The 16,263-nt window shown below is 60.6% G+C and carries 10 protein-coding genes; 5 read left to right on the top strand and 5 right to left on the bottom strand.

Going from position 1 to position 16,263, the window contains the following annotated elements; translation table 11 throughout:
* The first annotated feature begins 4 nt into the window (after positions 1 to 4).
* From CGA22_RS18000 to CGA22_RS17980, 5 genes are all read left to right on the top strand, one after another.
* Entirely contained in the window at positions 5 to 3,184 is a 3,180-nt protein-coding gene (locus CGA22_RS18000; protein ID WP_188258662.1) for an efflux RND transporter permease subunit, read from the top strand.
* An 11-nt stretch (positions 3,185 to 3,195) separates the two neighbouring features.
* Entirely contained in the window at positions 3,196 to 4,617 is a 1,422-nt protein-coding gene (locus CGA22_RS17995; RefSeq protein WP_041023237.1) for an efflux transporter outer membrane subunit, read from the top strand.
* A 322-nt stretch (positions 4,618 to 4,939) separates the two neighbouring features.
* Positions 4,940 to 5,995, top strand: coding sequence for a tetratricopeptide repeat protein (locus CGA22_RS17990; RefSeq protein ID WP_041023236.1), 1,056 nt, complete (start codon positions 4,940 to 4,942; stop codon positions 5,993 to 5,995).
* A 134-nt stretch (positions 5,996 to 6,129) separates the two neighbouring features.
* Complete coding sequence (locus CGA22_RS17985; protein WP_041023235.1) at positions 6,130 to 7,632, top strand: ATPase domain-containing protein; 1,503 nt, start codon at positions 6,130 to 6,132, stop codon at positions 7,630 to 7,632.
* Complete coding sequence (locus CGA22_RS17980; RefSeq protein ID WP_223194822.1) at positions 7,632 to 9,299, top strand: response regulator; 1,668 nt, start codon at positions 7,632 to 7,634, stop codon at positions 9,297 to 9,299. The genes CGA22_RS17985 and CGA22_RS17980 overlap by 1 nt, the downstream gene beginning before the upstream one ends.
* A 263-nt stretch (positions 9,300 to 9,562) precedes the next feature.
* Here the strand turns inward: CGA22_RS17980 and CGA22_RS17975 are convergent, their stop codons facing one another.
* The 5 genes from CGA22_RS17975 to CGA22_RS17955 are packed head-to-tail and all read right to left on the bottom strand — an operon-like array spanning position 9,563 to position 16,106.
* Positions 9,563 to 9,940 (bottom strand): response regulator, encoded by a 378-nt coding sequence (locus CGA22_RS17975; RefSeq protein WP_041023233.1) that lies wholly within the window; start codon positions 9,938 to 9,940, stop codon positions 9,563 to 9,565.
* Complete coding sequence (locus CGA22_RS17970) at positions 9,933 to 11,213, bottom strand: hybrid sensor histidine kinase/response regulator (protein ID WP_041023232.1); 1,281 nt, start codon at positions 11,211 to 11,213, stop codon at positions 9,933 to 9,935. The genes CGA22_RS17975 and CGA22_RS17970 overlap by 8 nt, the downstream gene beginning before the upstream one ends.
* A 5-nt stretch (positions 11,214 to 11,218) precedes the next feature.
* Positions 11,219 to 11,806 (bottom strand): chemotaxis protein CheB, encoded by a 588-nt coding sequence (locus CGA22_RS17965; RefSeq protein WP_041023231.1) that lies wholly within the window; start codon positions 11,804 to 11,806, stop codon positions 11,219 to 11,221.
* Positions 11,803 to 12,618, bottom strand: coding sequence for a CheR family methyltransferase (locus CGA22_RS17960; RefSeq protein ID WP_041023230.1), 816 nt, complete (start codon positions 12,616 to 12,618; stop codon positions 11,803 to 11,805). The genes CGA22_RS17965 and CGA22_RS17960 overlap by 4 nt, the downstream gene beginning before the upstream one ends.
* Entirely contained in the window at positions 12,618 to 16,106 is a 3,489-nt protein-coding gene (locus tag CGA22_RS17955) for a response regulator (protein ID WP_041023229.1), read from the bottom strand. The genes CGA22_RS17960 and CGA22_RS17955 overlap by 1 nt, the downstream gene beginning before the upstream one ends.
* Positions 16,107 to 16,263 lie beyond the last annotated feature (157 nt).

Raw genomic sequence — 16,263 nt, 5'->3', positions numbered from 1 at the left:
CAAGATGAAATTTTCCCAGTTCTTCATTTCACGGCCGATCTTCGCAGCGGTGCTTTCGCTGCTGATCCTGATCGCCGGCGCCATCTCGCTGTTCCAGTTGCCGATCAGCGAATACCCCGAAGTCGTGCCACCTACCGTGGTCGTGCGGGCCAACTTCCCAGGCGCCAACCCCAAGGTCATCGGTGAAACCGTGGCCGCGCCCCTGGAACAGGCCATCACCGGTATCGAGAACATGCTGTACATGTCCTCGCAATCCACCGCCGATGGCAAGATCACCCTGACCATCACCTTTGCCCTGGGCACCGACCTGGACAACGCTCAGGTACAGGTGCAGAACCGCGTCACCCGGACCGAGCCCAAGCTCCCGGAAGAAGTGACCCGGATCGGCATCACGGTGGACAAGGCCTCGCCCGACCTGACCATGGTCGTGCACTTGACCTCGCCGGACAAACGCTACGACATGCTTTACCTGTCCAACTACGCCCTGCTCAACATCAAGGATGAGCTGGCGCGCCTGGGTGGTGTGGGTGATGTGCAACTGTTCGGCATGGGCGATTATTCCCTGCGGGTCTGGCTGGATCCGAACAAGACCGCTTCGCGCAACTTGACCGCCACCGACGTGGTCACCGCCATTCGCGAGCAGAACCGTCAGGTCGCCGCCGGTGCCCTGGGTGCACCGCCGGCGCCGAATGCCCAAGCGTTCCAACTCTCGATCAATACCCAGGGTCGCCTGGTGAATGAGGAAGAGTTCGAGAACATCATCATCCGTTCCGGCGCCAATGGTGAAATCACTCGCCTGAAAGACATTGCCCGGGTGGAGTTGGGTTCCAGCCAATACGCGCTGCGTTCGTTGCTCGATAACCAACCGGCGGTGGCGATCCCGATCTTCCAGCGCCCAGGTTCCAACGCCATCCAGATCTCCAACGACGTCCATGCCAAGATGGACGAACTGAAGAAGAACTTCCCGGCGGGAATGGACTACAGCATCGTTTATGACCCAACGATTTTCGTGCGCGGTTCCATCGAGGCAGTGGTCCACACCCTGTTCGAAGCGCTGATCCTCGTGGTGCTGGTAGTGATCCTGTTCCTGCAGACCTGGCGTGCCTCGATCATCCCGCTGGTGGCCGTACCGGTGTCATTGATCGGTACGTTCGCGGTGATGCACCTGTTCGGCTTCTCATTGAACGCGCTGTCGCTCTTCGGGTTGGTGTTGGCCATCGGTATCGTGGTGGACGACGCCATCGTCGTGGTGGAAAACGTCGAACGGAACATCGGCCTCGGCCTCACCCCGGTGGAAGCGACCAAGCGTGCCATGGGCGAAGTGACCGGCCCGATCATCGCCACCGCACTGGTGCTCTGCGCGGTCTTCGTTCCGGCGGCTTTCATCAGCGGCTTGACCGGGCAGTTCTATAAGCAGTTCGCATTGACCATTGCCATTTCCACCGTGATCTCGGCATTCAACTCCCTGACCCTGTCGCCGGCCCTGGCCGCGGTATTGCTCAAGGGGCACGATGCGCCCAAGGACCGTTTCTCCAAGTTCCTCGATGCACTGCTGGGCAGCTGGCTGTTCCGCCCGTTCAACCGCTTCTTCGACCGCGCCAGCCACAGCTACGTGGGCGCCGTAGGCCGCGTGATCCGCAGCAGCGGCATCGCCCTCTTCGTCTACGCGGGCCTGATGGTGTTGACGTTCTTCGGCTTCTCCAACACCCCGACCGGTTTCGTGCCCGGCCAGGACAAGCAATACCTGGTGGCCTTCGCCCAATTGCCGGATGCCGCAAGCCTGGACCGCACCGAAGACGTGATCAAGCGCATGTCCGACCTGGCGCTCAAGCAACCGGGCGTTCAGAGCGCGGTGGCGTTCCCCGGCCTGTCGATCAACGGTTTCACCAACAGCCCGAACGCCGGCATCGTGTTCGTGACCCTCAAGCCCTTCGACGAGCGCAAGGACCCGAGCCAGTCGGCCGGCGCCATCGCCGGTGCCTTGAACGGCCAGTTCGCGGGTATCCAGGAAGCCTACATGGCGATCTTCCCACCGCCGCCCGTACAGGGCCTGGGCACGATCGGTGGTTTCCGCCTGCAGATCGAAGACCGGGGCAACCTGGGCTACGACGAGCTGTACAAGGAAACCATGAACATCATCACCAAGAGCCGCAGCGTGCCTGAACTGGCCGGGCTGTTCACCAGCTACACGGTGAACGTGCCCCAGGTCGATGCCGCCATCGACCGGGAAAAAGCCAAGACCCACGGCGTGGCCGTCAGCGACATCTTCGACACCCTGCAGATCTACCTGGGTTCGCTGTATGCCAACGACTTCAACCGCTTCGGCCGTACTTACCAGGTCAACGTCCAGGCCGAGCAGCAATTCCGCCTCGAATCGGACCAGATCGGCCAGCTCAAGGTACGCAACAACCGTGGCGAGATGATCCCGCTGGCGACCTTCATCAAGGTCAGCGATTCCTCGGGACCGGATCGCGTGATGCACTACAACGGCTTCATCACCGCTGAAATCAACGGTGCCGCCGCCCCGGGCTACAGCTCCGGCCAGGCCGAGAAAGCTATTGAAAAACTGCTCAAGGACGAATTGCCCAACGGCATGACCTACGAGTGGACCGACCTGACGTACCAGCAAATCCTGTCGGGCAACACCGCGCTGTTCGTGTTCCCGCTCTGCGTCCTGCTGGCGTTCCTGGTGCTCGCGGCGCAGTACGAAAGCTGGAGCCTGCCGCTGGCAGTGATCCTGATCGTGCCGATGACCCTGTTGTCCGCCATTACCGGGGTGATCCTGTCCGGCGGCGACAACAACATCTTTACCCAGATCGGCCTGATCGTACTGGTGGGACTTGCTTGCAAGAACGCGATTCTGATCGTCGAGTTCGCCAAGGATAAACAGCTGGAGGGCATGAACCCGCTGGCAGCGGTCCTGGAAGCCTGCCGTCTGCGTCTGCGGCCGATCCTGATGACCTCCGTGGCCTTCATCATGGGCGTGGTGCCCCTGGTGTTCTCCAGCGGTGCCGGTGCGGAAATGCGCCACGCCATGGGTGTCGCGGTGTTCTCGGGGATGCTGGGCGTGACCTTCTTCGGCCTGCTGCTTACCCCTGTGTTCTATGTACTGATCCGTAACTTCGTCGAGCGCAGCGAGGCCCGCAAGGCGGCCCGAGCCTTGAAACTGGAGACGCAACAATGAGCTTGGCAACAATGAGCTTGAAAGTGTTCGTGCCGAGCTTGCTGGTCCTGGCCCTGGGCGCCTGCGCCGTGGGGCCGGACTACAAGGCACCGCAAACCGAGGCGGCGAATATCACCACCGCCACCGACGGCGCCGCCGGCCAGAAGAACTTCGACCGGGCCCGCTTCGAAGGCGTCTGGTGGCAGCAGTTCGATGACCCGACCCTCAATGCGTTGGTGACCCGTTCCCTGGAAGGCAACCGCGAGTTGCGCGTAGCCTTCGCCCGTCTGCGGGCGGCCCGGGCCATTCGCGATGACGCCAGCAATGACGCCATGCCGACCATCACCAGTCGCGCCAGCAGCAACCTGGGCAAAGGCCAGATTCCGGGACAGACCACCGACCGGGTCAATACCGAGCGCTACGACCTGGGCCTGGACATGGCCTGGGAGGTGGATCTGTTCGGACGCATCCAGCGCAACCTGGAAGCCACCGACGCCGATCAGCAGGCAGCCGAAGCCGATCTCTACCAGCTGCAGGTGACCATGATCGCCGAGCTGGTGGATGCCTACGGCCAACTGCGCGGAGCCCAACTGCGGGAAAAAATCGCCCTGGCGAACCTCCAGAACCAGCAGGCGTCGCGCAAGATCACCGAAAGCCTGCGCGATGCCGGCGTAGGCGATCAACTGGACGTGGTCCGCGCCGACGCCCGCCTGGCCTCGGTAGAAGCCAGCGTGCCGCAGTTGCAAGCCGAGCAGGTGCGCCAGCGCAACCGCATCGCCACCCTGCTGGGGGAGCGTCCGGACAAATTAAGCGTAGACCTGAGCCCCAAGGACCTGCCGGCCATCGCCAAGGCCTTGCCAATCGGCGACCCGGGCCAGTTGCTGCAACGTCGCCCGGACATTCTCAGCGCCGAACGCCAGTTGGCCGCGGCCACTGCGCGCATTGGCGTGGCGAAGGCCGACCTGTTTCCACGGGTCAGCCTGAGCGGCTTCCTTGGCTTTACCGCAGGGCGTGGTTCGCAGATCGGCTCTTCGGCGGCCAACGCCTGGGCACTGGGCCCGAGCATTACCTGGGCGGCCTTTGACCTTGGCAGCGTGCGGGCTCGTCTGCGCGGTGCCAATGCCGAGGCCGATGGCGCCCTGGCGACTTACGAGCAGCAAGTGCTGCTGGCTCTGGAAGAGTCGGAGAACGCCTTCAGCGATTACGGCAAACGCCAGCAACGCCTGATCTCGCTGATCCGTCAGAGCGAATCCAGCCGTGCCGCTGCCGACCTGGCCGAAATCCGCTACCGCGAAGGCACCGTGGACTTCCTCGTGCTGCTCGACGCCCAGCGCGAACGCCTCGCCGCCGAAGACACCCAGGCCCAGGCCGAAGTCGACCTGTATCGCGGCATCGTCGCGATCTACAAGGCCCTGGGCGGTGGCTGGCAGCCGGAAACCGTTGCCAGTAACTGACCGACCTTTGCACCGAGCCCCTTTGGTTGACCGCAATCAGCCAAATCCTTGCCCCGCTCCACCCTGGACGCGGGGCTTTTTTTATCGATCATCCGAGTGCCCCTGTGGGAGCGAGCCTGCTCGCGATGGCTCTCTGTCAAACCAGCATCCCTGTTGACTGACACATCGCCATCGCGAGCAGGCTCGCTCCCACAAGGATTTGCTACCCGCCAGCAAGCAACCTTTACCCACAGGCCCTGCATACCTCACACAAGGTTTGACTCAGCCCCCCACCTGACCGAAGCTTGCGGCATTTCAAGTTTCCCGGTTATGGATTACCTGCATGCCTTCGTCTCGCCGCTATCTTCTGCTCAGCCTTGGGGTCGTCCTGATGATCGGCCTGGTTGCGTTGTGGCGGCACAGCAGCACGCCGCAAATTCCCGAGGCCATCAAGCGCGGCTACAGTGAAGCCCTGGCGCAGGCGCGCAACGGGCTCCCGGGCGCGGCGAGAATGCTCTATCAGCAACTCGGGCGTCCGGACCTATCGCCCAAGCGGCGCGTGTGGCTGCACGCCGAACTACCCAATTACCCAAGTCCCCAGGCCTTGAAACTGGCGGATGCGGACCTGCACAGCGAATCGGCGGATGTACGTCGGGCGGCCATCGGCAGCATTGTCGGGCTGGTGCCGACAGGGCAGCGCAGCCTGTTGCTGGGGCCGCTGCTCGACGACAATGACCCCAGCGTGCGATTTGCCGCCGTGAACGCACTGCTGGGCCTGTCGCCGGATGACCTTGGCTTGTACTTCGGCGCCATGCAACTGGCCATCGACACCTGGGAACAGCAGCTTCAAGACGGCCCGCAAACCACCGATTCCTTCTATCAACTCGCCCGCCTGCACCTGCATAACGCCGAGCTGAAGAAGGCCCAGCAAGCCCTGGAGCAAGCCCTGCGCCTGAAGCCGGACAACCTGCCGGCAGTAGTCATGCAGATCGAAGTGCTCGACAAACAGGGACAGGGCGAAGCCGCGCGACAATTACTCGCAAGACAGTTGCAAACCCAGCCGCAGTCAGCTTACCTGCAACATGCGCTGGGCATGTGGTTGCTGCAACATGGTCAGAGCGAATACGCGGTGCTCGGCCTGGCAAAAGCCGTGGAACTGGAGCCCGACAATCGTCATTACCGTTACGACTTGGCTACCACCCTGCATGCCGAGCAGGAGCTGGAAGCCGCGCAGAAACAGTTGCAGGAAATTGTCCAGCGCTACCCCGCCGACCGCAAGGCACGGGTGTTGCTGATCAACTACTGGAAGGAAAGCGGGCAGTTGCAGAATGTGCAGATTCTGTTGGCGAAACTGGAACAGTTGAACCCGGACGATCCGGTGTTGCAACAGGGCTTGTAGAGGGCCTTGGTCACCCCGCAACTTGTACAAGTTCACCTGTTATGTAGCAGGAAGCGGAACCGCCATCATCGCCAAAGGTCAAGTATTCAGACACTTCAACCTGCTGTACTTCCCTGGCCATGAGGGGGCTATTTTTGTCTACATTGAACGAGTTGATCGACGCCAAAGCCGCCACCGGTATCGAAGGACTGGACAATATTCTCTCCGGTGGCCTGTCCCGCGGCCACGTGTTCCTGCTGGAAGGGGAACCCGGTACCGGCAAGACCACAGTCGCGTTGCATTTCCTGTTGGCCGGCGCCAAGGCCGGCGAGCGCTCGTTGTACATCACGCTGTCGGAAACCGAGCGTGAACTGCGCCAAGGCGCGACCTCCCACGGATGGACGCTGGACGAAAACATTCACATTTTCGAACTGACGCCGCCTGAAAGCCTGCTCAATGCCGAGCATCAGCAAAGCCTGCTGTATTCATCGGACCTGGAGCTTGGGGAAGCGACGCGGCAAATCTTCGAGGTGGTCGAGCAGGTCAAGCCGACCCGGGTCGTACTCGACAGCCTGTCGGAGATCCGGCTGCTGGCGCAGAGCTCCCTGCGCTATCGCCGGCAGATCCTGGCGATCAAGCACTACTTCGTGCGCTACGACGCCACCGTCCTGTTGCTCGATGACCTGACCACCGAATCCCTGGACAAGACCGTGCACAGCGTCGCCCACGGGGTGATCCGCCTCGAAGAGTTGACCCCCAATTACGGCGCCGAACGGCGACGGATCCGGGTGGTCAAGTATCGCGGGCAGAAATACCGCGGCGGTTTCCATGACTTCACCATCATGGGGGACGGTCTTCATGTCTTCCCACGCCTGGTGGCGGCCGAACATCGCGGGCAATACCTGCGTCAACAGCTGTCCAGTGGCATCAAGGAAATGGATGCCCTGCTGGGTGGCGGTATCGAGACGGGTTCAAGCACCCTGATCCTCGGGCCGGCCGGTACAGGGAAGTCGCTGATTTCGATGATCTTCGCTGCGGCGGCCGTGCAGCGGGGCGAAAAGGCTGCCCTGTTCATTTTTGACGAAGAGCTGGGCCTGCTGTTCGAACGCATGAAAAACATCGGCATCGACCTGCTGGCGCTGCAAAAAACCGGCAACCTGCTGATCGAACAGGTGGATGCCGCCGAGTTGTCCCCCGGAGAGTTCTCCCACCGGGTACGACGCTGCGTCGATGAGGGTGACATCAAGACCGTCGTGATCGACAGCATCAACGGCTACCAGGCTGCCATGCCCGAAGAAAACGCTCTGGTGCTGCACATGCACGAGCTGTTGCTCTACCTCAATCGCAAGGGCGCAGCCACCTTCATGACCGTCGCGCAACATGGCCTGGTAGGCGACATGCAGGCGCCGGTGGACATTACTTATCTGGCCGACACGGTGATTCTATTGCGTTATTTCGAGGCACTGGGCAAGGTCCGCCGAGCGATTTCCATCATCAAGAAACGCACCGGCAGCCACGAATCGACGATCCGCGAGTACCGCATCAGCGGGCAAGGCATGACGATCGGTGAGCCACTCGAAGCCTTTCAGGGTGTTTTGCGTGGGGTACCGACCTATATGGGAGCGGACCACCCGCTGCTCAGGGATGAGCTCCAGTGATGTTGGTCGAGCCCCTGTCGGAGCGGGCGCTGATCCTCGCGCCGCTGGGACGGGACAGCCAGATCGCCATGATGATCCTCAATGAGGCCGGGTTCACCGGCCTCATCTGTCGCCATCTGGGGGAACTGTGTGAGGAACTCGAGCATGGCGCCGGCCTGTTGGTCATCTCGTCGGAAGCCTTGGTGGGCCCAGACCTGGAAACGTTATTCCAGCAGATTGAACAACAGCCCGCCTGGTCCGACCTGCCCATCGTCCTGCTGACCCATCATGGTGGCCCGGAACAGAACCCGGCGGCACGCATTGGCATGCAGTTGGGCAACGTAACGTTCCTGGAGCGTCCTTTTCATCCAGTGACCCTGGTCAGCCTGGTCACCACCGCCTTGCGCGGTCGACGAAGGCAATACGAGGCCCGGGAACGCCTGATCGATCTCAGTAGAAGTGAGCTACGCCTGCAAAATACCCTCGAAACCCTTGAGCAGCAGGTAGAAGAACGCACCGCGCAATTGCGCCACAACGAAGAAGCCTTGCGCCAATCCCAGAAAATGGAAGCGGTGGGCCAACTGACCGGCGGCATCGCCCACGACTTCAACAACATGCTGACCGGGATCATCGGCAGCCTCGAACTGTTGCGCAGGCGCCTGGCACGGGGCCGCACCGAAGACCTGAACAGCCTGATCGACCTGGGTGTGACCTCGGCCAACCGCGCAGCCGGCCTGACCCATCGCTTGCTGGCTTTCTCCCGGCGCCAGTCGCTGGACTCCAAGGCCGTGCAGATGAACACCCTGGTGCTGTCCATGGGGGAGCTGTTGCAGCGCAGCCTCAATGAAAGCATCCGGCTGGACATGCAACTGGATGATCAGCTCTGGATCGCCGAGGCCGATCCCAATCAACTGGAAAGCGCCCTGCTCAACCTCGTACTCAATGCGCGGGATGCCATGCCGGAAGGCGGAATGCTGGTGGTGCGCACGTTCAACACACATCTGGATACCGGTTTCACCGATGCGTACACCAACCTGGAGCCCGGCGACTATGTGGTGTTGAGCGTACAGGACAGCGGATGCGGCATGCCCGAATCAGTCGTCAATCGCGCCTTCGATCCATTTTTCACCACCAAGCCTATCGGCCAGGGCACCGGGCTGGGCCTGTCGATGATCTATGGATTCAGTAAGCAATCACGTGGCCATGTGGCAATCGACAGTAATGTCGGCAAAGGCACCACCGTCAATCTTTATCTGCCACGCTTCCTGGGCGAGGCAATATCCGAATCGTCAGCCGACACCCAGCACGCGGCCCCCGCACAGGCCGGTGAGACCGTGCTGATCGTCGAAGACGATCCGGCAGTACGGGTACTGGTCAGCTCGGTATTGGGCGAACTGGGCTATACCTTCCTCGAAGCCGGCGATGCCAACGGTGCGTTGCCGATTCTCCAGTCAGGCCAGCGCATCGATCTGTTGATCAGCGACGTGGGGTTACCGGGCATGAATGGCCGACAACTGGCGGAAGTCGGCCGGCAGATCCGCCCGGACCTGCGCGTGCTGTTCATCACCGGCTACGCCGAACATGCGGCAGTACGAGGGGGCTTTCTTGACCAGGGCATGCAGATGATCACGAAACCATTCACATTTGACCTGTTGACGGCCAAGGTCCGGGAAATGATCGGGGCCTGAGACACACCCGGATCCCCCGTGGGAGCGAGCCTGCTCGCGATAGCGGCATGTCTACCACAGAAATGTTGAATGTGCCGCCGTCATCGCGAGCAGGCTCGCTCCCACAGGGTTTTGGGGCGTACACGAAGCTGCATACGCCGCAGGACCCAGTGTGGGAGCGAGCCTGCTCGCGATAGCGGTATGTCTACCGCAGAAATGTTGAATGTGCCGCCGTCATCGCGAGCAGGCTCGCTCCCACAGCGGCCGGGGTGAACTCAACAGCCTCAGGACAACATCGAACGCATGATGCCCTGTAGCTCATCCAGGTCGAACGGCTTGTCCAGGATCGGCGCCTGTCGGGTGATGGGGCTATCGGTGTCGCGCACTTCCTGGGCGTACCCGCTGATGAAGATCACTTTCAGGTCAGGACGCACCTTGACCGCGGGCTCGGCGATCTGCACCCCGGAAATACCGCCCGGCAGGCGGAAGTCGGTAATCATCATGTCCAGGTGGGGCTTGCTCGCCAGGATTTCGAACGCCTTATCACCATTTTCGGCCCGCAGCACCCTATACCCGATCTCTGACAGGTAGGCGGACAATACCATCATGATCGACGGGTCATCCTCGACGACCAGTACCACATCTTGCGCATCTTCACTCATGAGAAGCCTTCGTTCGATCAATAGCTGCTGATACGACCGTAGGAGCATTCAGAGGTTGCGTCAATGCAACGTTTTTCGGAAGAACGGAGGCCTGCAAGGGCAGACAAACGCGGAACAGCGCGCCTTCGTTGATGCGACTATTGACGGTGATGATCCCTCCATGGGCGGCCACGATCTGCTCGGAAATGAACAAGCCCAACCCCAAGCCGGCGGCGACCGCCTTGGAAGTTACCCGCTCGAACTGCTGGAAGATGCGTTTCTGGTTCTCCTCGCTGATACCGATGCCACGGTCCTGGACCTCGATACAGGCATGCTCGGGTGCCTTGTACACGCGCACATCGATCGGGCTCTTGCCCCCGTAGCGCAACGCGTTGGTCAACAAATTGGATACCACCTGCTCGATCCGAAACTCATCCCAGAGCCCTTCCACCGAAGGCTCGGCGGTGTAGTTCAACGTGCATTCGGCGTCCAGGATCTGCGGTTGGAAATTGCGTAGAAGGTTTTCCACCAACGCAGAGAGATTGAAACGGGTGGGTCGGATGGACAACTTGCCGGTACGAATGCGTGATACATCAAGCATGTCCTCTATCAGTCGGATCAGGCTCTTGATCTGCCGCTCGTCGCGCTCGACCATCGCCTTCACCTTATCCAGGCTGAACGCGGCGGCGTTATCCCGGGCCAGGTGCATCTTGCGCAGCTGTGTCTCGAGAATCAGGCCATTGAGAGGCGTTCGCACTTCATGGGCGACGATCGACATGAAGTCGTCGCGCATACGCACGGCCTGCTCGAGTTCGCTGCGGGTGGCCTGCAACTGTTGAAGCAGCACTTCCTGCTCCCGGCGACTCTGCTCCAGGGCGACGACCTGTTCCTTCACCGCCCTCTTCTGGCGATAGAGCTCCACGAACACATTGACCTTGCTCTTGACCGCATGGGTGTCCAGTGGCTTGTGCAGAAAGTCCACCGCGCCGTTTTCATAGCCGGTAAAGGCATAGTTGCGTTCCCGGCCGGCGGCGCTGACAAAAATGATCGGGATGCTACGGGTCTTCTCCGTGCCCCGCATCAGCTCGGCCAGCTCGAAACCGTTCATGTCCGGCATCTGTACGTCGATGATGGCCAGGGCAAAGTCATGTTGCAGTAACAACGACAACGCCTGGTCAGCCGACTGAGCCTTGTAGACCTTGCGGTCGTCACCCTTGATCAGGGCCTCCAGCGCCAACAGATTCTCCGGCAGATCATCGACGATCAGCAGTTTGGCTTGAATATCTCTTGGCATGTGGTTCATTCCAGCCCCGCCAACAATTGGCCGATGCCTTGTAAAGTGAGGATATGGTCGGGTTCGTGCAGGGCCAGCGCGGCTTCCGGCATGGTCGAAACCTGGGCTTCGGCGGGGTCTTGGACGACGGTGATTCCGCCCAGTTCCTTGACCCTGGCCAGGCCTTTGGCGCCGTCGTCGTTGGCCCCGGTCAGCACGATGGCCAACAGGTTCGAGCCGTAGACGTCGGCGGCCGATTCGAACAGGACATCGATGGACGGCCGCGAATGGTGCACCGGTTCCTCCAGGCTCAACGACAGGCTGCGATCGGCCTCGACCGACAAATGATAACCAGGCGTGGCGACATACAGGGTGCCTGCTTGAATATCCTGTTTGTCCCGAGCCTCTTCCACCGGTATCGCCAGACGATGACCAAGGACGTGTGCCAACTGACTGTAGCGCTCGTTGGGCAGATGCAGCACCACCAGGACAGGCAAACGGAAGCTCTTGCGCAGTTGCCCGAACAGTCTGAGCAGCGCCTCCACGCCGCCGGCGGATGCACCGACGGCGATGGCCTCTATTCCGGATCCAGGTCTGTCCATTGTCTGGCTCATAGCTTGCGATAGATCCGTTCCTGTTTGACCAACGGCTCGAATTGCTTGCCGAACGTTGAAAAGTCCAGCGTCTCCTTGCTGCCCAGCACAAGAAACCCCCGGTGGCACAGGGACTCATGAAACAGTCCGAATGCGCGATCTTGCAATTTTTTATTGAAATATATCAATACATTACGACAAGAAATTAACTGAGTTTCTGAGAAGACGCTATCCGTCGCCAGACTGTGATCGGCAAAGGTCACGTTCTCACGCAGGGTCTTGTCGAACTTCGCGTAATCGTAGGCAGCGGTGTAGTAATCGGCAAACGAGCGCCGTCCTCCGGCCTGCTGATAGTTCTGGGTATAGGCCCGCACATTCTCCAGGGCGAAAATGCCCTGCTTGGCCTTCTCCAGCGACCTGGGGTTGATGTCGGTGGCATAGATGAGCGTGCGATCCAACAAGCCCTCTTCACGCAACAGAATCGCCATGGAATAGACTTCCTCCCCCGTGCTGCAACCAGCGATCCAGATCTTGAGCGAAGGATAGGTCTTGAGCAGCGGCACCACTTCCTGGCGAATCGCCAGGAAGTGCGAGGGGTCGCGGAACATCTCGCTGACGGGAATCGTCAGAAGTTGCAACAGCTGCATGAACATGCCCGGGTCGTGCAGCACACGCTCCTGGAGCGCCGAGATGGTCCGGCACTCGAACTGGCTCAGCGCATGGTGGACCCGGCGCTTGATAGAGGCGCCGGAGTAATCCCTGAAGTCGTAGCTGTATTTGAGGTAGATCGCCTCGATCAACAAACGCAGTTCAATGTCGGTGTCTCTTTCCACTAAATTCTTTCCATATTCGGCAACCACACGCGAATCAGCGAAAACAGGCGATCCAGGTCGATCGGTTTAGCCAGGTAGTCGTTGGAGCCGGCCGCGATGCAACGCTCCTGATCATCCTTCATCGCCTTGGCCGTCACGGCGATAATGGGCAGCTTGCGCCAGCGCGGGTCCTTGCGGATTCGCGCGGTGGCTTCGAAACCGTCCATTTCCGGCATCATCACGTCCATCAACACCAGGTCGATGTCTTCCACTTCATTGAGGCGCTCGATCGCTTCGTAACCGTTACGGCCGATGATCACGACCGCGCCTTTTGCCTCCAGGGCGCTGGTCAGTGCGAAGATGTTGCGCACATCGTCGTCCACCAGTAGCACCTTGCGGCCTTCGAACACCTTGTCCCGGCTGCGGGCCGTCTGAAGCATCCGCTGCCGTTCATGGGACAACCGGGATTCGACTTTGTGCAAAAAGAGTGTCACCTCGTCCAGCAGACGTTCTGGCGAACGGGCGCCCTTGATGATGATCGAGCGCGAATACTTGCGCAGTTCGGCCTCTTCATCGCGGGTCAGGTTGCGCCCGGTGTAGACAATCACCGGCGGGAACGAACAGATCTCTTCGGTGGACATACGCTTGAGCAGGTCATTGCCCAACATATCCGGCAGCTTCAGGTCGATGACCATGCAGTCGTAAACATTGGTCCGCAGCAGATCCAAGGCCTCCTGGGCCAGGCCAACGGCAGTGATCTCGATGTCCTCGTCGCCGATCAGGCGGGTAATACTGTCGCGCTGCAGATCGTCGTCTTCCACCAGCAACACCCGCTTGACCTTCTGGGTCAGCTTCGCTTCCAGGCGGGCGAACACGTCCTTGAGCTCTTCACGGGTGGTCGGCTTGACCGCATAGCCGATGGCGCCCATGTGCATCGCGGCTTCGACACGGTCCTCGACGGAAATCACATGCACCGGGATATGCCGGGTCTCGGCCCGCTCCTTGAGCCGCTGCAACACCGTCAGCCCGGAATGATCAGGCAGGCGCATGTCCAGCAGGATGGCATCGGGACTCAGTTGCGAGGCCAGGTCAAAGCCTTCGTCGGCACCGTGGGCCACCAGGCATTGGTAACCCAATTCATGGGCGAGGTCGAAAAGGATCCGGGCGAACTTGGGCTCGTCTTCGATCACCAGGATGCAACGGTCGTCGAACGGCGCCTTGTCCCGGTCGTCGGCGAATCTGGCGATGGCGGGTTCCACCTGGGCAACCAGCGGTGCCGGCATGGGGGCAGGCACATCGGTTACCGAGGCCGGCACAGTGGCCGTTGGTGTGAAGGTCCGCGGCTCCACCGGTGTGTCCCCAGGCTCGACATAACGCTCAGGCAACACCAGCGTGAACACACTGCCCTGCCCCGGCGCGCTGGAAACGGAGATCGAGCCGCCCAGCAACGCCGCCAGGTCACGGGAGATCGACAGCCCCAGGCCAGTACCGCCGTAACGGCGATTGGTGGTGCCATCGGCCTGGCGGAATGCCTCGAAGATGCTCTGCTGCTGCTCGGGGGAAATGCCGATGCCCGAATCCCGAACCATGAAGGCGATGCCTGAGCCCGGCTGGCCGGCCACGGACAGGCTAACGGTGCCTTGCTCGGTGAACTTCACCGCGTTGGACAGCAGGTTCTTGAGCACCTGTTCCAGACGCTGGCGGTCGGTGTACAGCATCGCGGGTGCGTCGGGCAGTACCTGGATGTCGAAACCCAGGCCCTTGTCGGCCGCCAGCGGCTTGAACATGTCGCGCAGGCCTTCCACCAGGCGCGACACGCCAGTGTTTTCCGGGCGAACCTCCAGCTTGCCGGCTTCGACCTTGGAAATGTCGAGAATGTCGTTGATCAGGTTCAGCAGATCATTACCGGCGGAGTAGATCGACTCGGCGAACTTGACTTGTTCCTCGCTCAGATTATTCTGCGGATTCTCCGCCAACAACTTGGACAGGATCAGCGAGCTGTTGAGCGGCGTCCGTAGTTCGTGGGACATATTGGCGAGGAACTCGGACTTGTACTTGCTCGAACGCTGCAACTCTTCGGCGCGCTCCTGCAACTGGAGCTGGGCCAGGTTCAGTTCGTTGTTCTTCTGATCCATGGCGTCGCGTTGTTCGGCCAGTTGCTCGTTGGTCTGCTCCAGCTCCTGCTGCTGGGCCTCCAGGTGGACCTGGGACTCCTTGAGGATGCGCGACTGCTCCTCAAGCTCTTCATTGGCGGTCTTGAGCTCCTCCTGCTGGACCTGCAGTTCTTCGTTCAACTGCTGGGTTTCCGCCAGCACTTCCTGCAAGCGCTGCCGGTAGCGGGCGGCTTCGATGGAGGTACCGATGTTACCGGCAATCAGTTCCAACAGTTCGATATCACGCTCGGTCAAGGGACGCAGGAAGCCCAATTCGATGACGCCGTTGATCCGGTCGTCATCGCTGGTCGGCACCACCACCACGCTGTTGGGCAAGCCCTGCCCGAGCCCGGAGCTGACCTTCAGGTAATCGTCGGGTACAGGCTCCAAACGAATAAGACGACCCTGCTGCACGGCCTGGCCCACAATCCCTTCGCCGGCAACGATCAACTGCTGCAGCTCGTCATCCTCCCGGGAAAGGCCGTAGGTGGCGACTCGCTTGAGCACGCCGTTTTCCTCGCGCGCATAAAGTGCGGCTACGGCGGTATCGAGGTACTTGGCGCAGAATTGCAGAATGTTGCGGCCCAGCAGGTTCAGGGTCAGTTGCCCCAGCACCTGTTCGGCCAGTTGGGTCTGGCCATTGCGCAGCCAAGCCTGTTTCTCCAGATGCAAGGCACTCTCTTGCTGTATCCGGAGGCTGGCGCTGTAACTCTTGGACAGGTTCAACAGATCTCGCCGTCCGACATAGGCCAGCAATCCGCTGACAGCGGCAACGAACAGCAGATAGAGGGTAATGCTCCAGATCGTGGTGGAACGTACCTCGTCGTTGCGCGCGGTACGCAATTGCTGCTCGGTTTCAACGATGTCTTCAAAGGTCTTGCGGATTTCGTCCGTCAAGCGCTTACCGCGCCCGGCCTTCACCGCACCCCGGTAATCGCCACTGCTGCGTTGCAGGTCGATCATCCCCTGGGCGTAACTGGCCCATTCCCCCTGGAGCGCTTGCACCTTGCGCAGGCGCTCGGTCTGGGTCGGGTTGTCGGCTGTCAATTCCAGCAATGTCTCAAGCGCGACGGCAATACGCGGCTTGGCGATCTCATAGGGGTCGAGAAAGTGCTCGTCCCCACTCAGGAGATAACCGCGCATGCCGGTCTCCAGGTCCACACTCAGCTTGATGGCTTCGTTGGCATTACTGATCACCCGATCGCTGTGCCCGACCCATTGGATGACCGACAACAGATAGGTGATCAGCACAATGAAAAACACCGCGCTGAGGGCGCCCATGCCCAGCGGCAGGCTGATATTGCGGCTCAGGAGCTTGCGAAAACTTTGCTCGTCAACCGAAGACGAAGGAGTCATGGAAAAGGCCTTGGCGAACAGTTGGAAACCATGGAGTTTGCCCGAAAGACACGGACTGGATCCACATTTCTGACAAAGTCAAAGGCACAATTCCTACAACGGCCACCCCCCGTAGCAAGGAAGCGACTATCCTTGTCAGCTCTTGTACTATAGATCC

The sequence above is a fragment of the Pseudomonas sp. PSB18 genome (genome assembly GCF_014596565.1).
GTDB lineage: Bacteria > Pseudomonadota > Gammaproteobacteria > Pseudomonadales > Pseudomonadaceae > Aquipseudomonas.
The sequence above is the reverse complement of the archived record's forward strand: the minus strand, read 5'-3'. Positions and strand labels throughout refer to the sequence as shown.